This is a genomic window from Rhodococcus sp. PSBB066, from assembly GCF_017068255.1.
In the GTDB taxonomy this organism is placed as follows: Bacteria; Actinomycetota; Actinomycetes; order Mycobacteriales; family Mycobacteriaceae; genus Rhodococcus; species Rhodococcus aetherivorans.
The window spans coordinates 2,735,160-2,756,447 of the sequence record NZ_CP070859.1 but is presented as its reverse complement, the minus strand read 5'-3'; the positions used below and the strand labels follow the sequence as shown (position 1 = coordinate 2,756,447).

Annotated in this window: 25 protein-coding genes and 4 tRNA genes; 5 read left to right on the top strand and 24 right to left on the bottom strand. The window is 69.9% G+C overall.

Going from position 1 to position 21,288, the window contains the following annotated elements:
- The 15 genes from JYA75_RS12815 to JYA75_RS12745 all read right to left on the bottom strand — a co-directional run bounded on the left by JYA75_RS12815 (position 1) and on the right by JYA75_RS12745 (position 8,401).
- The gene (locus JYA75_RS12815) at positions 1–801 is read right to left on the bottom strand and encodes an ABC transporter permease (protein WP_006931311.1); all 801 of its coding nucleotides are present in this window, start codon (positions 799–801) and stop codon (positions 1–3) included.
- A gap of 8 nt (positions 802–809) precedes the next feature.
- A complete protein-coding gene (locus JYA75_RS12810; protein ID WP_029545069.1) occupies positions 810–1,907 on the bottom strand; it encodes an ABC transporter ATP-binding protein in 1,098 nt (365 codons plus the stop codon).
- A gap of 318 nt (positions 1,908–2,225) precedes the next feature.
- Entirely contained in the window at positions 2,226–2,612 is a 387-nt protein-coding gene (rplL, locus tag JYA75_RS12805; protein WP_006940888.1) for a 50S ribosomal protein L7/L12, read from the bottom strand.
- Positions 2,613–2,717: 105 nt separating this feature from the next.
- The gene (gene rplJ, locus JYA75_RS12800; protein ID WP_006940886.1) at positions 2,718–3,251 is read right to left on the bottom strand and encodes a 50S ribosomal protein L10; all 534 of its coding nucleotides are present in this window, start codon (positions 3,249–3,251) and stop codon (positions 2,718–2,720) included.
- 372 nt (positions 3,252–3,623) lie between these two features.
- Entirely contained in the window at positions 3,624–4,337 is a 714-nt protein-coding gene (gene rplA, locus JYA75_RS12795) for a 50S ribosomal protein L1 (protein WP_006940876.1), read from the bottom strand.
- A gap of 127 nt (positions 4,338–4,464) precedes the next feature.
- The gene (gene rplK / locus JYA75_RS12790) at positions 4,465–4,899 is read right to left on the bottom strand and encodes a 50S ribosomal protein L11 (RefSeq protein ID WP_003937618.1); all 435 of its coding nucleotides are present in this window, start codon (positions 4,897–4,899) and stop codon (positions 4,465–4,467) included.
- A gap of 70 nt (positions 4,900–4,969) precedes the next feature.
- Positions 4,970–5,812, bottom strand: coding sequence for a transcription termination/antitermination protein NusG (gene nusG / locus JYA75_RS12785; protein WP_161995952.1), 843 nt, complete (start codon positions 5,810–5,812; stop codon positions 4,970–4,972).
- Between the two features lie 46 nt (positions 5,813–5,858).
- On the bottom strand, positions 5,859–6,284 hold the full coding sequence (gene secE / locus JYA75_RS12780; RefSeq protein WP_050035600.1) for a preprotein translocase subunit SecE: 426 nt from the start codon (positions 6,282–6,284) through the stop codon (positions 5,859–5,861).
- A gap of 32 nt (positions 6,285–6,316) precedes the next feature.
- Positions 6,317–6,389 (bottom strand) — tRNA-Trp (locus JYA75_RS12775).
- Positions 6,390–6,563: 174 nt separating this feature from the next.
- Positions 6,564–6,989 carry a (3R)-hydroxyacyl-ACP dehydratase subunit HadB gene (hadB, locus tag JYA75_RS12770; protein WP_006940870.1) on the bottom strand — a complete coding sequence of 142 codons (426 nt, stop codon included), beginning with the start codon at positions 6,987–6,989 and terminating at the stop codon, positions 6,564–6,566.
- Positions 6,976–7,551 carry a (3R)-hydroxyacyl-ACP dehydratase subunit HadA gene (gene hadA, locus JYA75_RS12765; RefSeq protein ID WP_006940869.1) on the bottom strand — a complete coding sequence of 192 codons (576 nt, stop codon included), beginning with the start codon at positions 7,549–7,551 and terminating at the stop codon, positions 6,976–6,978. Before hadA ends, hadB begins: the two co-directional genes overlap by 14 nt.
- Positions 7,552–7,638: 87 nt before the next feature.
- Positions 7,639–7,806 (bottom strand): 50S ribosomal protein L33, encoded by a 168-nt coding sequence (gene rpmG, locus JYA75_RS12760; RefSeq protein WP_003937613.1) that lies wholly within the window; start codon positions 7,804–7,806, stop codon positions 7,639–7,641.
- A gap of 58 nt (positions 7,807–7,864) precedes the next feature.
- Positions 7,865–7,940, bottom strand: a tRNA-Met gene (locus tag JYA75_RS12755).
- A gap of 44 nt (positions 7,941–7,984) precedes the next feature.
- Positions 7,985–8,057: transfer RNA gene (locus JYA75_RS12750), tRNA-Thr, on the bottom strand.
- 258 nt (positions 8,058–8,315) lie between these two features.
- Positions 8,316–8,401, bottom strand: a tRNA-Tyr gene (locus JYA75_RS12745).
- Between the two features lie 147 nt (positions 8,402–8,548).
- On the opposite strand from JYA75_RS12745, the gene JYA75_RS12740 reads away from it, so the two are divergent.
- Positions 8,549–9,040: a YajQ family cyclic di-GMP-binding protein gene (locus JYA75_RS12740; protein WP_006940864.1), complete on the top strand. Its 492-nt coding sequence runs from the start codon at positions 8,549–8,551 to the stop codon at positions 9,038–9,040.
- Positions 9,041–9,052: 12 nt separating this feature from the next.
- On the opposite strand, the gene htpX is transcribed toward JYA75_RS12740, so the two are convergent.
- The gene (htpX, locus tag JYA75_RS12735; protein ID WP_006940863.1) at positions 9,053–9,913 is read right to left on the bottom strand and encodes a zinc metalloprotease HtpX; all 861 of its coding nucleotides are present in this window, start codon (positions 9,911–9,913) and stop codon (positions 9,053–9,055) included.
- A 108-nt stretch (positions 9,914–10,021) separates the two neighbouring features.
- Positions 10,022–11,068: a polyprenyl synthetase family protein gene (locus JYA75_RS12730; protein WP_006940861.1), complete on the bottom strand. Its 1,047-nt coding sequence runs from the start codon at positions 11,066–11,068 to the stop codon at positions 10,022–10,024.
- Positions 11,069–11,205: 137 nt separating this feature from the next.
- Between JYA75_RS12730 and JYA75_RS12725 the strand changes: the two genes are divergently transcribed.
- Positions 11,206–12,477, top strand: coding sequence for a geranylgeranyl reductase family protein (locus JYA75_RS12725; RefSeq protein WP_203330079.1), 1,272 nt, complete (start codon positions 11,206–11,208; stop codon positions 12,475–12,477).
- Positions 12,478–12,499: 22 nt separating this feature from the next.
- Here the strand turns inward: JYA75_RS12725 and JYA75_RS12720 are convergent, their stop codons facing one another.
- The 4 genes from JYA75_RS12720 to menD all read right to left on the bottom strand — a co-directional run bounded on the left by JYA75_RS12720 (position 12,500) and on the right by menD (position 16,473).
- The gene (locus tag JYA75_RS12720; protein WP_082120267.1) at positions 12,500–13,198 is read right to left on the bottom strand and encodes a demethylmenaquinone methyltransferase; all 699 of its coding nucleotides are present in this window, start codon (positions 13,196–13,198) and stop codon (positions 12,500–12,502) included.
- A gap of 16 nt (positions 13,199–13,214) precedes the next feature.
- Entirely contained in the window at positions 13,215–14,357 is a 1,143-nt protein-coding gene (locus tag JYA75_RS12715) for a glycosyltransferase family 1 protein (protein ID WP_050035604.1), read from the bottom strand.
- Positions 14,358–14,432: 75 nt separating this feature from the next.
- Positions 14,433–14,846 (bottom strand): DUF3592 domain-containing protein, encoded by a 414-nt coding sequence (locus JYA75_RS12710; protein WP_043802286.1) that lies wholly within the window; start codon positions 14,844–14,846, stop codon positions 14,433–14,435.
- A gap of 7 nt (positions 14,847–14,853) precedes the next feature.
- The gene (gene menD, locus JYA75_RS12705) at positions 14,854–16,473 is read right to left on the bottom strand and encodes a 2-succinyl-5-enolpyruvyl-6-hydroxy-3-cyclohexene-1-carboxylic-acid synthase (RefSeq protein WP_203330078.1); all 1,620 of its coding nucleotides are present in this window, start codon (positions 16,471–16,473) and stop codon (positions 14,854–14,856) included.
- Between the two features lie 173 nt (positions 16,474–16,646).
- On the opposite strand from menD, the gene JYA75_RS12700 reads away from it, so the two are divergent.
- On the top strand, positions 16,647–17,234 hold the full coding sequence (locus JYA75_RS12700) for a flavin reductase family protein (RefSeq protein ID WP_029545089.1): 588 nt from the start codon (positions 16,647–16,649) through the stop codon (positions 17,232–17,234).
- A gap of 35 nt (positions 17,235–17,269) precedes the next feature.
- On the top strand, positions 17,270–18,118 hold the full coding sequence (locus tag JYA75_RS12695) for a siderophore-interacting protein (protein WP_006940848.1): 849 nt from the start codon (positions 17,270–17,272) through the stop codon (positions 18,116–18,118).
- Positions 18,119–18,188: 70 nt separating this feature from the next.
- Here the strand turns inward: JYA75_RS12695 and JYA75_RS12690 are convergent, their stop codons facing one another.
- From JYA75_RS12690 to JYA75_RS12680, 3 genes are all read right to left on the bottom strand, one after another.
- Positions 18,189–18,629 carry a hypothetical protein gene (locus tag JYA75_RS12690; protein WP_006940846.1) on the bottom strand — a complete coding sequence of 147 codons (441 nt, stop codon included), beginning with the start codon at positions 18,627–18,629 and terminating at the stop codon, positions 18,189–18,191.
- A gap of 70 nt (positions 18,630–18,699) precedes the next feature.
- Entirely contained in the window at positions 18,700–19,683 is a 984-nt protein-coding gene (locus JYA75_RS12685; RefSeq protein WP_203330077.1) for an o-succinylbenzoate synthase, read from the bottom strand.
- On the bottom strand, positions 19,680–20,318 hold the full coding sequence (locus tag JYA75_RS12680; RefSeq protein WP_050035607.1) for a PaaI family thioesterase: 639 nt from the start codon (positions 20,316–20,318) through the stop codon (positions 19,680–19,682). Before JYA75_RS12680 ends, JYA75_RS12685 begins: the two co-directional genes overlap by 4 nt.
- A gap of 71 nt (positions 20,319–20,389) precedes the next feature.
- Here JYA75_RS12680 and JYA75_RS12675 point away from each other — a divergent pair, with 71 nt between their 5' ends.
- Positions 20,390–21,283, top strand: coding sequence for a 1,4-dihydroxy-2-naphthoyl-CoA synthase (locus tag JYA75_RS12675; protein ID WP_203330076.1), 894 nt, complete (start codon positions 20,390–20,392; stop codon positions 21,281–21,283).
- The last annotated feature ends 5 nt before the right edge of the window (positions 21,284–21,288 follow it).

Here is a 21,288-nt window from a genome sequence, read left to right as displayed (position 1 = left end):
TCAGGATCCCTTCGCCGGAACGATCTGCAGGTACACCATCGTCAGGATCAGGTTCGCGAAGAACAACAGAAGGAAGGTGATGACGACGGTCTGGTTGACGGCCTCGCCGACCCCCTTCGGTCCGGCACCGGGGTGCAGGCCCTTGTAGGCCGCGACGACGCCGGCGATGACACCGAAGATCGCCGCCTTGATCTCGGCCACGTAGAGGTCGGGCAACTGGGCGAGGGCCGAGAAGGACGCCAGGTAGGCGCCCGGGGTACCGCCCTGCAGGATCACGTTGAAGAAGTAGCCGCCGGCGATGCCGACGACGGAGACGAGTCCGTTGAGCAGCAGCGCGATGAGAACCATCGCGAGCACGCGCGGGACCACCAGGCGTTGCACGGGGTTGATGCCGAGCACCTCCATGGCATCGATCTCCTCGCGGATGGTGCGCGATCCGAGATCGGCGGTGACCGCGGAGCCGGCCGCGCCGGCGATCAGCAGCGCGGTCACGATGGGACTGCCCTGCTGGATCACGGCCAGCACGCTGGCGGCGCCGGTGAACGACTCCGCGCCGAGCTGCTTGATCAGCGACCCGGTCTGCAGCGAGACCACAGCGCCGAACGGGATTGCCACGAGGGCGGTGGGCAGGATCGTGACGCTCGCGATGAACCACGCCTGCTCGATGAACTCGCGGAACTGGAACGGCCGGCGGAAGGTGTTCCGCACGACGTCGACGAACAACTCGACGATGTTTCCGGCCTGGGTGAGTGCACCGTGTATCGGACGCACGAACGAGCTGGTGCCCGATCCGACCCCCATGTGTGCTCCTAGCTTCTGTGGCGGGCGGACTCGTCGTACCCGTGACCGGGGTACGCCGGGATGACCTGCGTGTCGTCGTCGCGGAAGGAATGCTCGGGGTAGGCCGGCGCGGCGTGCGTCCCGCCGGTCTCCTCGAAGGACTCGAGGATGGCCTGCTGGGCGGCCTCGGGCAGGGTGTGCAGGATGTGCCGCACGCGCTCCTGCCGGCGGGCGACGGCCTGCCGCTCGGGCATCCCCGGGGTGGCCTTCATCTGCGGCACGATGCCCTCGACGTCCTCCACCCCACCGGCGTGGTGCCCGGCGTCGACGAGGGCCTGCTCCTGCGCCATCGTCGCCTCGTCCTTCTCCTCCGACATCCCGATCGGCCCGATCATCGTGCCGTTGAGGAACTGCTTGACCACCGGCTCGTCACTGGTGAGCAGCACCTCGCGCGGACCGAACATCACCAGCTCCCGACGGAACAGCATCCCGATGTTGTCCGGCACCGTCCGCGCCAGGTTGATGTTGTGCGAGACGATCAGGATCGTCGCGTCGATCTCGGCGTTGATGTCGATCAGCGTCTGGCTGATGTAGGTGGTGCGCACCGGATCCAGCCCCGAGTCCGGCTCGTCGACCAGGATGATCTGCGGATCGAGCACCAGCGCCCGCGCCAGCCCGGCCCGCTTGCGCATGCCGCCGGAGATCTCGCCGGGCAGCTTGTCCTCGGCGCCGAGCAGACCGACGAGCTCGAGCTTCTCCATCACGATCTTGCGGATCTCGGACTCGGACTTCTTGGTGTGCTCGCGCAGCGGGAACGCCACGTTGTCGTAGAGGTTCATCGACCCGAACAGCGCACCGTCCTGGAACAGCACCCCGAACAGCTTGCGGATCTCGTAGAGCTCCTTCGAGGAGCACTGCAGGATGTCGGTGCCGTCGATGACGATCGAGCCCCGCTCCGGCCGCAGCAGACCGATCAGCGACTTGAGGAACACCGACTTGCCCGTACCCGACGGGCCCAGCAGCGCCGACACCTCACCCGCCGGCAGCGTCAACGTCACGTCCTGCCAGATCCGCTGAGACCCGAAGGACTTCGTCAACCCCTCGACAGCTACTTCGACTCCCACCATTACCTCCGCACGGCTCGATGCTGTTCCCCACTGTGGATTGCGTCACTGTAGCGCATCGAAGTGTTACCTGTGACACGGGATCCTACTAGCGAGTAAGAACACAGGTCAACTCGGGCATAACCCCCTTCGATCAGGGGTATGACCTGCGCTTATGCCGTCCCCGTGCGGCACCGACGTCAACTTAGCGCGGATGGTTTCCGCGCGCTCGGCAAACCGGTCACGAATGCGCGAAAAGGCCGCTGCCCACGGACGTGAGTCCGTGGGCAGCGGCCTTGCCGAAGCGCTCGACCGCGGTGCGGTCGGGCAGCCGGGTTCGTCTTACTTGACGGCGACCTTGGCGCCGGCCTCTTCGAGCTTCGCCTTGGCAGCCTCGGCGGCATCCTTGGCGACCTTCTCCAGGATCGGCTTCGGAGCACCCTCGACGAGGTCCTTGGCCTCCTTCAGGCCGAGACCCGAGACGATCTCACGGACGACCTTGATGACCTGGATCTTCTTGTCGCCGGCACCCTCGAGGATGACGTCGAACTCGTCCTGCTCGGACTCGGCCTCGGCGGCGGCGGCCGGGGCACCGGCAGCGGCGACGGCGACCGGAGCGGCAGCGGTGACCTCGAAGGTCTCCTCGAAGGCCTTCACGAACTCCGAGAGCTCGAGGAGGGTCAGTTCCTTGAACGCGTCGAGCAGCTCTTCGGTGGTGAGCTTCGCCATGGTGGCGGTCCTTCCTTGTGGATCCCATGTCGCTGATCCGCGACCGGATGGGATGCGCGCCGGGGCGCGCGGGGTGGGTGGGTCAGTGATTCGCGATGGTGCGGATCAGCTTGCGGCAGACTCCTGGTCCGCCATCTTCTCCTGCAGAGCGGCCGCGAGACGGGCCACCTGCGAGGCAGGAGCATTGAACAGGCCGGCGGCCTTTGCCAAGTTGCCCTTCATCGCGCCGGCGAGCTTGGCCAACAGCACCTCGCGGGACTCGAGGTCCGCGATCTGGTTGACCTGATCCACGGACAGCGCAGCGCCGTCCATGTAGCCGCCCTTGATGACGAGCGCCTTGTTGTCCTTCGCGAAGGTCTTCAGGGCCTTCGCAGCGTCGACCGGCTCGCCCTTGATGAACGCAATGGCGGTCGGTCCGACGAACAGGTCGTCAAGGCCCTCGACGCCCGCCTCTGCGGCGGCGCGCTTGACCAGGGTGTTCTTGGCGACGGAGTAGGTGGCACCCTCTCCGAGAGCGCGTCGCAGCTGCGTCAGACTGGTCACCGACAGACCACGGAACTCCGTGATCACGGCGGCCGTCGAGTCCTTGAACTGCTCGGTGATCTCCGCAACCGCAGAAACCTTCTCAGGCTTTGCCATACTTCGCCTCCTCTCAGTAACAGTCGTTTTCCCGCTCGGGAAGTTCCACTCGAAATCCGCAAAATGCAAAACGCCCCGGTGCAGGGCACACGGGGCGTACAGAGAGAAAGACGGCATCGCAACCGATGTCGTATCTCCCCTACCTCGTCCTCCTGCGTGGGCCGCCGGGCAATCCCGGACCTTCAACCGAGTCCGCGAGCGGATCCGGTGACCAACGGTCTTGGGTAGAACATGATCGGGGTGAAGATCGGCACGCGCCGAACTCCGCAGGCAAGCGTACCCGACCGGATGCGCGGACGCAAAACGGCCGGCACGGAGCAGTTCCGTGCCGGCCATTTCGTGCGCTGACCGCGAAGACTGGAGACCAGCCTCCTACTCGGCGTCCTCCAGGAGGTTGCGAGTGCGCGACGGGTCCACCGGGATGCCCGGTCCGGTGGTGGTCGCGATCGTCACCTTCTTGACGTAACGCCCCTTCGCGGTGGACGGCTTCGCGCGCAGGACCTCGTCCAGGGCGGCACCGTAGTTCTCCACCAGCTTCGCGTCGTCGAACGACGCCTTGCCGATCACGAAGTGCAGGTTCGAGTTCTTGTCGACGCGGAAGTTGATCTTGCCGCCCTTGATGTCGGCGACAGCCTTGGCGACAGCCGGGGTGACCGTACCCGTCTTCGGGTTCGGCATCAGGCCGCGCGGACCGAGGACACGCGCGATGCGGCCGACCTTGGCCATCTGGTCCGGGGTCGCGATCGCGGCGTCGAAGTCCAGCCAACCGCCCTGGATCCGCTCGATCAGGTCCTCCGCGCCGACGGCGTCCGCACCCGCGGCCTCGGCCTCGGCGGCCTTCTCGCCGACCGCGAACACGATGACGCGGGCGGTCTTACCGGTGCCGTGCGGCAGGTTGACCGTGCCGCGGACCATCTGGTCCGCCTTGCGGGGGTCCACACCGAGGCGCATGGCGACCTCGACGGTGGCGTCGTAGTTCTTCGACGAGGTCTCCTTCGCGAGCCGAGCGGCCGCGAGGGGGCTGTAGAGCGTCGAGGCGTCGATCTTCTCAGCGGCGGCGAGGTACGCCTTGCTGCGCTTTGCCATTGTTCTGTCCTAACTTGTCACCGGAAGGTGAATGGTTCGGTCGTGGTTGTCGAGCCTGGCCGGCCCTCCCACGGGTTCCTGCTCCGGGGCTTCGTCAGCCCTGCGGTGTCACAACGCGTCGCGGCGCTCAGCCCTCGACCGTGATGCCCATCGAACGCGCGGTGCCGGCGATGATCTTCGCGGCAGCCTCGACGTCGTTGGCGTTCAGGTCTTCCTGCTTGGTCTTGGCGATCTCGCGCACCTGGTCCATGGTGACCTTGGCGACCTTGGTCTTGTGCGGCTCGCCGGAGCCCTTCTGCACGCCCGCGGCCTTCAGCAGCAGCTTGGCGGCCGGCGGGGTCTTCAGCTTGAAGTCGAACGAGCGGTCCTCGTAGACCGTGATCTCGACCGGCACGACGTTGCCGCGCTGCGACTCGGTCGCGGCGTTGTACGCCTTGCAGAACTCCATGATGTTGACGCCGTGCTGACCCAGGGCGGGGCCGACCGGCGGAGCCGGGTTGGCCTGACCTGCCTGGATCTGGAGCTTGATGAGCCCGGCAATCTTCTTCTTCTTCGGGGGCATCTCTATTCCTAGTTTCTTGCTCGGTGTGGTTCTTGCGTACTGCTATCGCAAGCTTGAGTGGGTCGGACCCTCAGATCTTCGACACCTGGTTGAAGGACAGCTCCACCGGGGTCTCACGACCGAAGATCGACACCAGGACCTTGAGCTTCTGCTGCTCGGCGTTGACCTCGCTGATCGAAGCCGGCAGCGTCGCGAACGGTCCGTCCATCACGGTGACGGACTCGCCGACCTCGAAGTCCACCTCGATGGCGGGCTTGACGGCGGTCGCGGCGCCCTCGGCGGTCGTGGCGGCGGCTGCGGCGGGCTTCTTCTTCGCCTGCTGCGGCAGCAGGAACTTCACGACCTCTTTGATCGTCAGCGGCGACGGGCGCGAGGTGGCACCCACGAACCCGGTGACGCCGGGGGTGTTGCGCACCGCGCCCCACGACTCGTCGTTCAGCTCCATGCGCACCAGGATGTAGCCCGGCAGGACCTTGCGGTTGACCTGCTTGCGCTGGCCGTTCTTGATCTCGGTGACCTCTTCGGTGGGCACCTCGACCTGGAAGATGTACTCGCTCAGGTCCAGGTTCTGCACGCGGGTCTCGAGGTTGGCCTTGACCTTGTTCTCGTAGCCGGCGTAGGAGTGCACGACGTACCAGTCGCCGGGCTCGAGCCGCAGCTGCTTCTCGAGGGCCTCCGCCGGATCGACCTCCTCGGCCGGTGCCTCTTCGGCCGGTGCCTCTTCGGCCGGTGCCTCTTCGGCCTGTGCCTCCACGGGCGCTTCGGGCTCGTCGCCGGACGTCTCGTCGGTTTCGATGCCCGCCTCTGCCGACTCGTCGGCCGCGTCCGCGGTCACGGAGTCGTCAACAAAGACCTCGTCCGAAACGCGCTCTTCGGCCGAGGGCTCGTAGGAGTCGTTCTCGGGGGTGCTCACCGGGCACTTTCCTCTCGTCGATCACATTCGCCGGCACGCTGACGCGCTAACCGAACAACCAGCTGACGCCCTTCACGAACGCCAGATCCAATCCAAAGATGAGCGCGGTCATGACCGCCACGAAGACCACGACGACGGTCGTGTACGTGACCAGCTGCTTGCGATTCGGCCAGATCACCTTGCGGAGCTCGGCGAGGACCTCACGGAAGAAGCGCCGCAGGCGCTTGAAGATGTTCTCCGTGCCCTGGGCACCGGAGCGGGAGGCGGACTTGGCTGGCGCCTTCGAATCGGGCCGCCGGGTGGCAGCCACCGCGGTCGACGCGGGAGCGGCCGAACGCTGCTGGGACCTCTTGCCGGTGGGAGCAGCGGACGCGGAGGAAGCGTCGGGGGTCGCGTCGGTCGCCGATCCGGCGTCGACAGGGTTGGAAGTCCCTGCAGTACCGCCGTCGCGCTTACCGCGCTCCTCGCTCACATCGTTCCTCTCGGTCGCTGGCCGTCCGGGGGCAGGGGCGACAGGACTTGAACCTGCAACCTGCGGTTTTGGAGACCGCTGCTCTGCCAATTGAGCTACGCCCCTTTGGTCGATGCCTCCGCCGGGAACCGGCGTTTCGATCGACCCATCTGCGACCACATGACATGCGCGCCACCCCGCGGACCGTGGAGGTCCTCGAGAGCAGCGCGCTGCGCTATGCGATCCCAGAAGTCTTAGTGTACTTCATAGCCCCGGGACAAACCCAATCCGCCCGGCCGGTCAGGCCAGACGGACCGTTGCCGTGGCCCGCCCGAAGATCTTACGCCCTTCGGACTTTGCCACGATCGCGACCACTGCTGTCTTGCTGTCCGCGTCCACCGACTTGACCTTGCCGGAGAACTCCACCTCGGCGGCCCGATGGGCCTCGACGTAGACCGGACTGGTGAACCGAACGTTGTACTCGGTCACCGCTCCTGGGTCACCGAGCCAGTCGGTGACGAAGCCGGCCGCGATGCCCATGGAGAGCATGCCGTGGCCGACCACATCGCGCAAGCCGGCGAGCTTGGCGACCTCGTCGCTCCAGTGGATCGGGTTGGGATCACCCGATACACCCGCGTAGTTCACGAGGTTGCCGCGGGTGAGCGTGACCACCCGCGCGGGCAGCTCCTCCCCGACCGAGACGTCCTCGAACCTACGGAGCGACATGCATCATCACATCCTTGACTGCGTGGGCGATGTTCTCGTCCACCTCGCCACCGGTGCGGCCCACCAGGGTGGTCCACGTGGTCATCACGACGTTGTCGTGCTGATCCGTGATGATGTTCTTGGTGGTGATGATGTCGCTGCCGGCGGCCTGACGGAAGTCGTCGAGGTACACGTCGCAGAACAGTCGATCGCCCACCTGGATGGGCCGGTGGAACACCAGCCGCTGGTCCGTCTGCATGATCTGGCTGAGGTCGTATCCGGTGACGACCTCGTCGAACAGCTTGCGCTGGGCGATCATGCCGACGATGGAGACGAAGGTCAGCGGAGCGACGAGGCCGTCGTAGCCGAGGCCCTTGGCCGCTTCCTCGTCGTGGTGCGCCGGATTGTTGTCCAGCACGGCACGCGCGTACTCGCGGACCTTCTCGCGCCCGACCTCGTAGAAGTCCTCGACACGATAGTGATGGCCGACCATCGAGGCCGCATGTGCCGCTGCATCGAACTGGATCCCGGCCTGTTCGGTGCCGTCCACGACCGATTCTTCACTCACGGATATGCCCGTCATACGCAAAACTCCCGCAAATTCGCCCGGACGCCGGCCGGCGTGGGCGAGTTTGCGGAGAGCTCACGCGTCGACGTCGACCCTGTACGACTACTTCGACTCGCGGTGGGCGCGATGAGTGCCGCAGTTGGGGCAGAACTTCTTCAGCTCCAACCGGTCGGGGTCGTTGCGACGGTTCTTCTTCGTGATGTAGTTGCGGTGCTTGCACACCTCGCAGGCCAGGGTGATCTTCGGCCGAACGTCGGTTGAGGAGGCCACGGGATGCCTTCTTTCGCGTCAATCTGATCAACGACGATCAGGGTGGTTCATTCAACTTTGGTAGCGGTGACCGGACTTGAACCGGCGACGCAACGATTATGAGTCGTTTGCTCTACCAACTGAGCTACACCGCCTCGGTGTCGAGTGTCGCGAACAACGGCGGCACCACAATCCAGCGAGCCCCCTGACGGAATCGAACCGTCGACCTTTTCCTTACCATGGAAACGCTCTGCCGACTGAGCTAAGGGGGCGCGACCACCGTGAGCATCTCTGCTCGCTGCGGCCTCCAAAAGATTACACACACTCCTCTGCAGGAACAAAATCAGCAGCTCAGGGGCCATAAATCGGCTTTCCGGCGGCTTCCGCGCGCATCCGGGGAGGTGCTCCCCTGCCCCGCCCCGGCACGGGCCCTGCCCTCGAGCGCCGGCGGGACCCGGCACGGACGACGTCCCGGTACCCGAACGGCTGCAATGCAGAACGGCCCCGATCCGTTCGGATCGGGGCCGTTCTGGTGGCAGGTGTAGGATTCGAACCTACGTAGGCGTAAGCCGACGGATTTACAGTCCGCTCCCATTGGCCGCTCGGGCAACCTGCCGGGCGCGATCGGGACCGTGTCCCTGGCGCGTTTGAAACAATACAACGCACACCCCCCTGTTGTGCAAACCGGGTGGACAGCGGCACTGCGCCACCCGATAGCGTCGGGGCGGCAACCCGTACAGAACCGATCCGAAGTGGAGTGCTCGTGGCTGATTCGTCGTTCGATGTGGTGAGCAAGGTCGACCGGCAGGAGGTGGACAACGCGCTGAACCAGGCCGCCAAGGAACTCGGCACCCGCTTCGACTTCCGCAACACCGGGGCGAGCATCGAGTGGAGCGGCGAGGAGTCCGTCACCCTGACCGCCGACACGGAGGAGCGCGTCAATGCCGCCCTCGAGGTGTTCAAGGAGAAGCTGATCCGCCGCAATCTCTCCCTCAAGTCATTCGACGCCGGCGAGCCCACTCAGTCCGGCAAGGTCTACAAGATCAGCGGATCTCTGGTGCAGGGCATCAGCACCGAGAACGCCAAGAAGATCTCCAAGCTGATCCGCGACGAGGGCCCGAAGGGTGTCAAGGCGCAGATCCAGGGCGAGGAGCTGCGCGTGAGCAGCAAGAAGCGCGACGACCTGCAGGCCGTGATCGCACTGCTCAAGAACGCCGACCTCGACATCGCGCTGCAGTTCGTCAACTACCGGTAGGCCCCCGGGGCGCTACCCGCCGCGGGCCATGCGCTCGAGCCGGTCGATGCGCTCGGCCATGGGCGGGTGGGTCGAGAACAACCGGCTCACCCGCTCCCCCGCCCGGAACGGGTTGGCGATCATCATGTGCGACTGCGCGGCGATCCGGGGTTCGGGCGGCAGCGGCGCCGCCTGGGTGCCCCGCTCGAGCTTGCGCAGCGCCGACGCCAGCGCCAGCGGATCGCCGGTGAGTTCGGCGCCGGACTGATCCGCCTGATACTCGCGCGAGCGCGACACGGCGAGCCGGACGACCGTGGCCGCGATGGGCCCGAGCAGCGACACCAGCAGCAGAGCCAGCGGATTGGTGCCCTGGTCGCGGTTGCCGAACATGTTCGCGAACAGTGCGAGATTCGCCAGCCCCGAGATCACCGCCGCCATCGCCCCGGCCACCGACGAGATCAGGATGTCCCGGTTGTAGACGTGCGACAGCTCGTGCCCGAGCACGGCGCGCAGCTCCCGCTCGTTCAGGATCTGCAGGATTCCGGTGGTGCAGCACACCGCCGCGTGGCGGGGATCGCGGCCCGTCGCGAACGCGTTGGGCGCATTGGTCGGGCTGATGTACAGCCGGGGCATCGGCTGATGGGCCGTGGTCGCGAGCTCGCGCACGATCCGGTACACCACCGGCGCCTCCACCTCGGTGATCGGTTGGGCGTGCATCGCACGCAGCGCCAGCTTGTCGCTGTTGAAGTACGCGTAGGCGTTCATCCCGACGGCGAGAACGATCGAGCCGATCAGGATCGTCGGGTTCCGGAACAGGGCGCCGATGAACACGATGAGGGCGGACATCCCGATGAGGAGCCCCGCCGTCTTCAGCCGGTTCGCATACCCGTGCACGTCACGCCTCTTCCCGATTCGTCGATCTTGCTCGAATGTTCAACGAAACAGGGCGGGGAGCGGGTTCCCCACCGTCACTCCCCGCAACGGCCGTCCCGGCTTCCGGGTCTACCCCACGCGCGCAATCGTGTAGTCGACGAGCCGTCGCAGGGCCTCGTTCGCCGGTCCCGACGGCAGCGACGCCAGCTCCGCGCGGGCCTTGTCCGCGTACTCGCCCAGCGTCCGCTTCGCGGCGGCCATCCCCGGCGACCGTGCCAGCAGCATCAGGGCCTCGTCGACGGCGGCCTCGTCCTCCACCGGCCCGGCCAGCAGTTCCCGCAGCCGGTCGGCCTCGGGTCCGGACTCGCGGAAGGCGTAGAGCACCGGTAGGGTGTGGACCCCCTCACGCAGGTCCGTTCCCGGAGTCTTGCCGGACTCCACCGAGGCCGACGAGATGTCGATGATGTCGTCGGCGATCTGGAACGCGGTGCCGACGGCGTCGCCGAGCCGTTCCAGTTGTGCGATCTGTTTCGCATCCGCGCCGGAGAACGTCCCGCCGAACCGCCCGCTCGTCGCGATCAGCGAGCCGGTCTTCTCCCACACCACCTTGAGGTAGTGCTCGACCGGGTCGCGTTCCTTCCCGGTGCCGATGGTCTCTCGCATCTGCCCGGTCACGAGTTCGGCGAACGTCTCGGCGATGGTCCGCACGGCGTCGGGGCCGAGGGTCGACACCAGCCGCGACGCGTGGGCGAACAGGAAGTCCCCGGCGAGGATGGCGACGCTGTTGCTCCACCGCGCGTTGGCGCTGGGCGCCCCCCGGCGCATGGTGGCCTCGTCCATCACGTCGTCGTGGTACAGCGTGGCCAGGTGCACCAGTTCGACCGCGGTCGCCGCCGTGACGACCGCCGCATCGTCCGGCTCCGGCCCGAGCTGGGCGGTGAGGAGCGTGAACAGCGGACGGAACCGCTTGCCGCCGGCCTTGGCGAGATGCAGCGCGACCTCGGTCAGGAAGTCCTCGCCGTCGGACAGCTCCGAGATCAGCAGTTCCTCGACCCGGGCGAGGCCGTCCCGGACGGCGGCCGCCAGGACCGGATCGCCGAGGTCCACCCCGGCCACCACCGTGTCCGACGTCGCGCCGGACGGACCGGCGGACTGCGCCGCCCCTTCAGTGCTCACGATGAGATACCCATCCTGTTCTGTCGACCCGGCTGTTGCTGTCCGCTGTCGAATCGGCTCCACGGTAGTGAACCTAGCCGCTCCGCCGGGCGGCTACCTCCCCGAGGCACCGAAGCCGTGCCTGGAAAGATGGAGCCGTGGTGGCAGAACACGCTGCGTCCGAACCGCGGCACAACCTTTCCGAGATCCCCGACCGTACCGACGTGCTCGTCGTCGGCGCAGGTCCCGCAGGGTCGGCAGCCGCCGCCTGGGCGGCCCGCGCCGGGCGCGACGTGCTGCTCGTCGACGCCGCGACCTTCCCCCGGGACAAGACGTGCGGCGACGGCCTGACGCCGCGGGCGGTGGCCGAGCTCGACCGGCTCGGCCTCGGCGACTGGGTGCGCACGCGCACCGTCAACCGCGGCCTGCGGCTCGAGGGTTTCGGCCGCAGCCTCGAGCTGCCGTGGCCGTCGGGTTCCTTCCCGGCGCAGGGCAGCGCCGTGCCGCGCACCGAACTCGACGACCGGATCCGCCGGGCCGCCGTCGAGTCGGGCGCCGGTACGGCCGAGGGCGCCAAGGCCGTCGCCGTCGAGCGCGACGAGTCGCGGGTGACCGGTGTGACCTTCGCGACCGCGGGCGGTCGGCGCACCGTCGCGTGCGAGCGGCTCGTCGTGGCGGACGGGGTCCGGTCCCCGCTGGGCAAGCTGCTCGGCCGGCAGTGGCACCGCGACACGGCGTACGGGGTCGCGGCCCGCGCCTACGCCACCTCCCCCCGCAGCGACGACCCGTGGATCACGTCGCACCTGGAGTTACGCGACGACGCAGGCGCGCTGCACCCGGGCTACGGCTGGGTGTTCCCACTGGGTACCGGCGAGGTCAACATCGGCGTGGGCACCCTCGCGACCGCGAAGCGACCGGCCGCCGGATCGCTGCGGCCGCTGATCGAGCTGTACGCGTCGCGGCGCCGCGGCGAGTGGGGCCTCGGCGAGACCACCCGCGTGGCGTCGGCGCTGCTGCCGATGGGCGGTGCGGTGTCCGGGGTGGCGGGCCGGAACTGGGCCCTGATCGGTGATGCCGCGGCGTGCGTGAACCCGCTCAACGGCGAGGGCATCGATTACGGCCTCGAGGGTGGGCGGCTCGTCGCCGGCGTCCTCGGCGCGGACGACCTCACGCAGCTGTGGCCGGCTCTGCTGCGCGAACGCTACGGCCGGGCGTTCTCCGCGGCCCGGCGGCTGGCCGGCCTGCTGACGCTGCCGCGGTTCCTGCCGGCCACCGGGCCCGTCGGGATGGGCTCGACGGCGCTGATGACGGTGGCCGTCCGGGTCATGGGCAACCTGGTCACCGAGCGCGACGAGGATCTCGTCGCGCGCGCGTGGCGGGCCGGGGGCGGCGCGTCGCTGCGGTGGGACCGCCGGCCGCTCTTCGCCTGACCCCGCCGGCCGACCGGTGCGGTCAGCGCACCGCCCGGTGCAGGGCCACGATCCCGCCGGTGAGGTTGCGCCATTGCACCGACCGCCAGCCGGCGGCCTGGATGCGCTCGGCGAGCTCGGGCTGCGTGGGCCACGCGCGGATCGACTCGGCGAGGTAGACGTAGGCGTCGGGGTTGCTGCTGACGGTCCGCGCGACCCGGGGTAGTGCCCGCATCAGGTACTCGAGATAGAGCACGCGCAGCGGGGCCGAGACGGGCGTGGCGAACTCGCACACCACGAGGCGGCCTCCGGGCTTGGTCACCCGCGCGATCTCCCGCAGTCCGGCGTCGAAGTCGGAGACGTTGCGCAGGCCGAACGAGATCGTGGCGGCGTCGAACACCGCGTCGGCGAAGGGCAGGCGCATCGCGTCGCCCGCGACCATCGGCACCTGCCGGAACGCGCCCGCCTGCAGCATGCCCTTGGAGAAGTCGGTGGCCACCACCCAGGCGCCGGACCGGCCGAGCTCCACCGTCGACACCCCGGTGCCGGCGGCGAGGTCGAGGACCCGCTCCCCCGGCTGCAGGTCCAGTGCCGCCCGGGTGGCGCGCCGCCAGCTGCGGTCCTGCCCGAAGGACAGCACGGTGTTGGTGATGTCGTATCGCTGGGCGACGCCGTCGAACATCGACGCGACCTCGCGCGGATCCTTCGCGAGCGAGGCCCGCGACCCGTGAGTAGTTGCCACGGTCGAAACGTTACCGCTACGCGCTGCGCCGCAGCGTGCCCGGCCGGACCGAGCAGACCTGTTCGTAGTGCCCGAGCAGTTCGTGGCACACCGCGGGCCAGGTGCGGCCGAGGACGCTGCGCCGCGCGGCCGCGCCGAACCGGTCCCGCAGCATCGGATCGGCGAGCGCGCCCACCGCGCCCGGCAGCAGCTCGGCGAACCCGTCGACCGGCAGCCGGTACCCGTTGCGGCAGTGGGCGACGAGATCGCGCGGGCCGCCCGCGTCGGGTGCGATCACCGGGACGCCGCTGGCGAGCGCCTCCTGCACGGCCTGGCAGAACGTCTCGTGCTCGCCCGGGTGGACGAACACGTCGAGGCTCGCGTAGGCGTCGGCCAGCGCGTCGCCGCCGAGGTGACCGGTGAACACCGCCCGGGGCAGGAGCGGTTCGAGACGGGCGCGCTCGGGGCCGTCGCCGACGACGACGAGCCGGTAGCGGGGGTCGGCTGCCAGGCCCGCGAGTCGTTCGACGTGCTTCTCCGGGGCGAGCCGCCCCACGAAGCCCACCACGAGCCGGCCGTCGGGCGACCATGTCCGGCGCAGGGCGGCGCTGCGCCGGGCCGGGGTGAAACGCGCGGTGTCGACGCCCCGCGCCCAGCGGTGTACCCGCGGGACGCCGTGTGCGGCGAGGTCCGCGGCGGCCGCCGTCGAGGGTGCGAGGGTGCGGTCGCACGCGCGGTGGATTCGGCGCGTCCACTGCCAGGCGGCGCGGGCCGCGAGCCCGAGCCCGTAGCTGGACGCGAATCCGGCGACGTCGGTCTGGTAGACCGCGACGGTGGGCAGGTCGAGCCGGCGAGCGGCGCCGAGGCCGCCGGCGCCGAGCAGGAACGGCGACGCCAGGTGCACGACGTCGGGGGCGAAGCCCCGCAGGAGGCCGGTGAGCGCCGGCTGCGGCAGGCCCACGGGCAGGGAGCTGACCCTCGGGACGTGCACCGCCGGCACGCGGTGCACCGGGATCCCGTCGTGCTGGGTGGGGGCCGGGGGCTGTCCGGCGACGGTGTCGGGAGCGACGACCAGGGCCTCGTGGCCGTGGCGGTCGAGGTGCTCGAGCACGCGCAACACCGAGTTGGTGACGCCGTTGACGTTCGGGAGGAAGGATTCCGCGACGATGGCTACTCGCACCGGTCCAGCATCGCGGCGCGGCCGGTCGGTGGGAAGTGGCCGAGGTGTCCGCCGGGCGAAGTTCCGGCGAATCTTCTAGGCCGCGGCGGCGCTGCGCCGGCGGAGGTAGGTCAGCACGGGGGTCGCGATCAGCCAGGTCACCACGATCACCGAGGCCGCGGGTACGAGTGCGACGCGCACGTCACGGCCGGTGACCCGCACGAGGTCCGGGTCGGCGCGGGAGTATTCGACGGCGATCCGCTGGCCCGCGGTCAGACCCGTGGGGTACAGCACGCCGAGTTCGGGGTTGTGGGTGACGCCGTCGGGGGTGACGAAGCTGATCGCCGAGCGCAGCGAGCCCGCGGAGAGCACCTCGGCAGTGGCGGTGCCCATGTCGGAGCCGATGAGGTGATCATTGCGCCACGCGCCGAGCACCAGGATCGCGGTGAGCACCGAGATGCCGACGGCGACGGCGAGTACCGCACGACGTGCCTTGTCGATCCCGCTCATGCGTCCGTCACAGCTGGGCACGCACGGCCGCGTGCAGTTCCCGCAGGCCGGAGCGGTCGGTGATCACCTCGAGCACCCGGATGCCGCCGGTGGGCGCGGTCCGGTCGGCCAGCGCGGCCGTCAGCGCGGACAGGTCCACCCGCTCGTGCGGCACCCGGTAGGCGGCGCACAGCGCGGCGAGATCCATGCCGTGCGGAGTGCCGAACACGCGCTCGAACACGCCGGCGTACTGCGGGTCGCCCTGCTCGAGCAGCTCGAAGATGCCGCCGCCGTCGTCGTTGGCGACGACGACGGTCAGGTTCTGCGGGCGCGGTTCGGCGGTGCCGATCAGCAGGCCGGACGCGTCGTGCAGGAACGTCAGGTCGCCCATCAGGGCGACGGTGCGGCCCTGCTGGTAGGCCAGGGCGGCGCCGACGGCGGTCGACACGGTGCCGTCGATGCCGGCGACGCCGCGGTTGGAGAGCACCTTCACCCCGTCGCGGGGGTAGCTCACCAGCGCCGCGTCGCGCACCGGGTTGGAGGCGCCGAGCAGCAGCTGGTCCCCGTCGCGCAGCGCGTCGGTGACCGCCGCCGCGACGTGCAGTCCGGTCGGCTTCGGGTGGGCGTCGAGCTGGGCGCGCACCGCCTTGTCGGTGTGGGCGGACAGGTTCCGGCAGCGGTCCAGCCAGGCCGGGTCGGGACTGCCGGTGACGACGGCGCGCGTGCCGGTGGCGAGGACGTTGCCGGACACGTCGGGCCAGCGGGGGCCGGTGGTGAGCGCATACACGGCCACCGACGGGTCGGCGAGCAGCTTGGACACCGGCCGGTGCAGGGTGGGCCGGCCGGTGATGATCGCCTGCCGCGGCTTCAGCTGCGGCAGCGCCATCGGGTGCAGGGGGACACCGTGGAGCGGCGCGGTGGGTTCGGCCACGGTGGGCAGTTCCGACAGCTCGGGCCGGTAGGCGGAGCCGTGGCCGGAGATCACCACGGTGTCGGCGGTGATGTCGAGCTCCATCGGCACGTCGAGGGTGGCGTGCACGGTGGTGGTCCAGGCGCTGCCGTCGGGGCGGCCCTCGGGGACCGGGCCCTGGGGGTGGACGTCCGGGACGAGCGGCTCGCGTAGCGGGATGTCGAAGTGGACGGGCCCGGCGTTGCCGGAGCGGGTGCCGCGGGCGGCGGCGAGGACGCGGCTGACCGCGGAGCGCCACTCGCTGTTCTGCTCGATCCCTTCGGCCAGGCCGAGGCTGATGGTGGCGCGGACCTGGGTGCCGAACATGCCGAGCTGTTCGACGGTCTGGTTGGCGCCGGTGCCGAGGAGCTCGTAGGGGCGGTTGGCGCTGAGCACCACGAGCGGCACCCGAGCGTAGTTGGCTTCGAGCACGGCCGGCGCGAGGTTGGCGACGGCGGTGCCGGAGGTCATCACGACGGGCACCGGCCGGCCGGAGGCGACGGACAGCCCGATCGCGAGGAAGCCGGCGGTGCGTTCGTCGATGCGCATGTGCAGCCGCAGCCGGCCCGCATTGTCGGCGGCCTGCAGCGCGAAGGCCAGCGGCGCGTTGCGCGAGCCGGGGCACAGCACGACGTCGCGGACGCCGCCTCGGGCGAGTTCGTCGACGACGGCGGTCGCCTGGGCGGTGGACGGGTTCACGGCACCCAGAGTAGTGCCCCGGGCGGTACGCCCCCGATGCCCCGGGCGGTACGCCCCCGATGCCCCGGGCGGTACGCCCCCGATGCCCCGGGCGGTACGCCCCCGATGCCCCGGGCGGTACGCCCCCGATGCCCCGGGCGGTGCGGGACGAGGGTCACAGCAAGAATGGGGCGATGCGCACCGTCTTCGATCCCACCGAGCTGGGCACCGGCCGCTTCTACCGACTGATGACCGCCACGATCGTGCCGCGGCCGATCGCATGGGTGTCCACCGTGTCGGCGGACGGAGTGCCCAACGTCGCGCCGTACAGCTTCTTCACCGTCGCCGCGGTCACGCCGCCGGTGGTGCAGTTCACCTCGGTCGGGCGCAAGGACAGCCTCCGCAACATCGAGGAGACCGGCGAGTTCGTGATCAACGTCGCAACCGTGCCGCTGATGGAACGGGTCAACGCGACGTCGGCGGGCTTCGCGCACGACGTGGACGAGTTCGCGGCGGTGGGCTTGCGGCCCGAGCGCAGCGAACGGGTCCATCCGCCCCGGGTCGCGGAAGCGCCGGCGGCGATCGAGTGCACCCTGCACCGGGTGATCGAAGTCGGGGACTGCTTCGTGGTGATGGGCGACGTGGTGGCCGTGTCGGTTCGGACCGACGTGCTGGCCGAGGACGGGATGCCGGACTTCGCTGCTCTGGCGCCGGCGAGCCGGCTGGGTCGCAACGAATGGGGCCTCACCCCCGCGGTGCGCCACCTCGACCGCCCCGAATGATAGGTTAGCCTCCGCTAATTTCAACGGAGGTTCGTATGGCCGTGCGCACCAAGACCACCCGCATTGCCCCGGCGAGCCGCGAGATCGTCACCGGCCGGGTGCTCGCCACCGAACGAATCGGGCCGAGCTTCGTGCGGGTGACCGTGGGCGGCGCGAACGTCGGGCGGATCGCACCCATGGGGTTCGACCAGTGGTTCCGGCTGTTCTTCCCGGCCCCCGGCCAACGGTCGCTGACACTGCCGGCCACGGCGGGCCCGCAGTGGTGGCCCGAGATGCGAGCCATGCCCGAGGCCGTCCAGCCGATCCTGCGCAACTACACGATCCGTCGCTACCGGGAGGCGGGCGCGGGCCGGTACGGCGACACGGCCGAACTGGACATCGACTTCGCCACCCACGGCGACACGGGACCGGCATCGCAGTGGGCGCGCACCGCGCAGCCGGGCGCCGAACTGGCGCTGCTGGACGAGGGCATCATGTACCACCGCCCCACCGAGGCGCGCTGGCAGATCCTCGTCGCCGACGAGAGCGCGCTGCCCGCGATCGCGGGGATCCTCGCGTCGTCCGCCGGGCGGCACCACGCGGTGCCCACCGAGGTGTTCGTGGAGGTGGACGATGCCGGCGACGTCGCCGCCCAGGAGATCGTCCCCGGCCCGGGCGTCCGGCTGCACACGGTGGTGCGGCCCGGGCGGCACGCGCCGCCCGGGCCGCACGTGCTCGAGGCCGTGCGGGCCGGCGCGCTGCCCGACGGGCCGGGATACGCGTTCCTGGCGGGCGAATCGGGACTCGTGACGTCGCTGCGCCGGCACCTGGTGCGGGAGCGGGGCCTCGCGAAGTCCGCCGTGACCTTCACCGGCTACTGGAAGTTCGGCGCCGCCAGTTATTGAGGGTGCGCCGCCAGTTATCGAGGGTGGTGTCTTTCCGGACCGCGACCGGTCCGGAAAGACACCGGGTGTCTCAGCCGGCGTGCTTCTGCACCAGCGCGCCCACGCGCGGCAGGGCCTCGACGACGTGCTTCTGCGCCGACGGGCGCAGCTTCTCGTAGACCTTCTTGATCGCCGTGCGCGACGAGGCCTCGATGCGCGCGTCCGTCACACCGAGCAGCGCGTCCGCCACCGTCTCACCGCGGGCGGTGAGGTAGTCGGCGAACGCACCGTTGCCCGCGTAGTCCTGCCAGAACGGCTGGATCTTGGCGACGAACTCCGGCAGCAGCCCCTCGACGGCGCTGGGCACGATCGACGGGCCGAGCTTCGTCACCGCCGCGTAGCCGGCCTTGAGCGCGAGACCCGACGCGCCCTTCTTGTCCGACACCTCGGCGTCGATCAGCGCCTCGACATCGGCGACAACCGCCGGGACCTTGTCGGCGCCGAGCAGGGCATCATCCAGAGCTGCAACCACTTCCACTGCCTCCGTAATGTGACTCGTGAATACGAACGCCCGGAACGATATACGACGACCCGAGCCGCACCTAGTCGAGCGCGGCGCGGCAGCGCCGGACCCGGTCGAACCACCAGCGCACCCGTTCCGGGTCGGCCCGCACGGCCTCGAGGAGCGCCGGATCCGGCGTCACCTCCCCCACCGGGAGCGCCCCGCCGGCCATCGTCCGCGGCGCCGCCACGTCGACGGTGAAGAACCCGCCCGTGCCCAGTCCGCACGCGTACGGCAGCTCGGGCAGCGCGGCCGCCGCGGCCAGTCCGGCACCCATGCCCACGGCCGAGTCGAGCGCGCTCGACACCACCACCGGCACGCCGTGGCCGGCCAACTCGTCGGCCAGCGCCAGCAGCCGTCGCACCCCGCCGAGCGGGGCCACCTTGACCACCGCCACGTCGGCGCCGCCGGCCCGCACCACCCGCAGGGGATCCTCGGCGCGCCGGATGCTCTCGTCCGCCGCCACCGGCACGTCGGGCATCCGGCGGCGCACCTCGACCAGTTCCGGCACCGTCGCGCAGGGCTGCTCGGCGTACTCGAGCGGGCCGTCGGCGACGAGCGCCGTCAGCGCAGCGACGGCCTCGTCCGCGCTCCACCCGCCGTTCGCGTCGATCCGCACGTGCGGGACGAGTTCGCGCACCGCCCGCACCCGCGCGACGTCCTGCGACAGGTCCTGCCCGGGTTCGGCGACCTTGACCTTGGCGGTGCGGGCCCCCGGGAACCGGGCGACGACGGCCGGCACGTCGCCGGGGCCGACGGCCGGGACGGTGGCGTTGACGGGCACGGTGTCCCGGCGCGGCGCCGGGTGCCCGAGCCACGCGGATTCGAGGGCCGAACGCAGCCAGTGCGCCGCCTCGTCGTCGGCGTACTCGGGGAACGGCCCGAATTCTCCCCACCCGGCGGGACCGCGCACGAGCACGAGTTCACGTTCGGTGATGCCGCGGAACCGCACCCGCATGGGCAGCGACACCACGACGGCCGCGGCGAGGATCTCGTCGACGGCGGGCAGGGCCGCGGCGGTCACGGCTGGCCGGGCAGCAGCTGGATCATCAGGGCCTCGCAGTCGGCGAGCAGCGTGCCGTCGAGGTCGTGCAGCTCGGCCGAGCAGAAGAGCTTGCGCCCCTCGACCCGGTCGACCCGCCCCTCCACGACGAGCTCGGTCTCGAGCGGGGTGATCTTGCGGTAGTTCACATGCAGGTAGCCGGTGCGGGCGATGGGATGGCCGGCCGCGTGGACCACCATGCCGAACAGGTCGTCGAACAGCAGTGGCAGGGTGCCACCGTGCGCCGCGCTGTTGCCGCCGCGGTGGTAGAGCCGGAACGTGCCGCGCGAGCGGACCGACTCCGCGTCGAACTTCTCGATCATCCACGGCGGCATCAGCAGGCTGCCGCGACCGGGCAGGTCGATGTTGAAGCCGGCCGGCGACCTGCCCTCGGGCACGACGTGCGGCTCGAGCAGGTCCCCGAGGGCCTCGGCCTGCTCGATGGCCCGGTCGACGACGTCGTCGGGGATGTGGGTGGAGACGGCGAGATCCTGCAGCCGCCGCAGCGCCTCGACGAAGCGACCGTAGTTCGGTCCCGCCTTCACCGGCGTGTACACCGGAAACCCGCCGTGGTGCTCGTAGTCCGCGTCGACCGTACGGTCTGTCTGCTCGCTCATAGCTGCACGGTATCGCCCGGCGACCGTCGCGTCGGCGCAGAGGGCCGCGACCGGAGTTCTATGGTCGACGGGTGACTTTCAATCCTGAGCTGTGGCGGCCCGTACCCGGGTTCGAGAACCTCACCGACATCACCTACGACCGGCACGTCACGCAGGGCACCGTCCGCGTGGCGTTCGACCGGCCGGAGGTGCGCAACGCGTTCCGGCCGCACACCGTCGACGAGTTGTACCGCGCGCTGGACCACGCCCGCATGACGTCCGACGTCGGCGCGGTGCTCCTCACCGGCAACGGCCCCAGTCCGAAGGACGGCGGCTGGGCCTTCTGCTCGGGCGGCGACCAGCGGATCCGTGGGCGCAGCGGCTACCAGTACGCGAGCGGCGAAACCGCCGACACGGTGGACAGGGCCCGCGCGGGCCGGCTGCACATCCTCGAGGTGCAGCGGCTGATCCGGTTCATGCCGAAGGTCGTGATCGCCCTCGTCAACGGCTGGGCCGCCGGCGGCGGGCACAGCCTGCACGTCACGTGCGATCTGACCCTCGCCTCCCGCGAGCACGCCCGGTTCAAGCAGACCGACGCCGACGTGGGCAGCTTCGACGGCGGCTACGGCAGCGCCTACCTGGCGAAGATGGTGGGCCAGAAGTTCGCCCGCGAGATCTTCTTCCTCGGCGACACCTACACCGCCGAGGAGATGCACCACATGGGTGCGGTCAACCGCGTCGTCGACCACGCCGAGCTCGAGAACGTCGCGCTGGAGTGGGCCGCGAAGATCAACGGCAAGTCGCCGCAGGCCCAGCGGATGCTCAAGTACGCCTTCAACCTCGCCGACGACGGGCTCGTCGGCCAGCAGCTGTTCGCGGGCGAGGCGACGCGGCTCGCGTACATGACCGACGAGGCGGTCGAGGGCCGCGACGCGTTCCTGCAGAAGCGGAACCCGGACTGGTCGCCCTACCCCTGGTACTACTAGGGCCT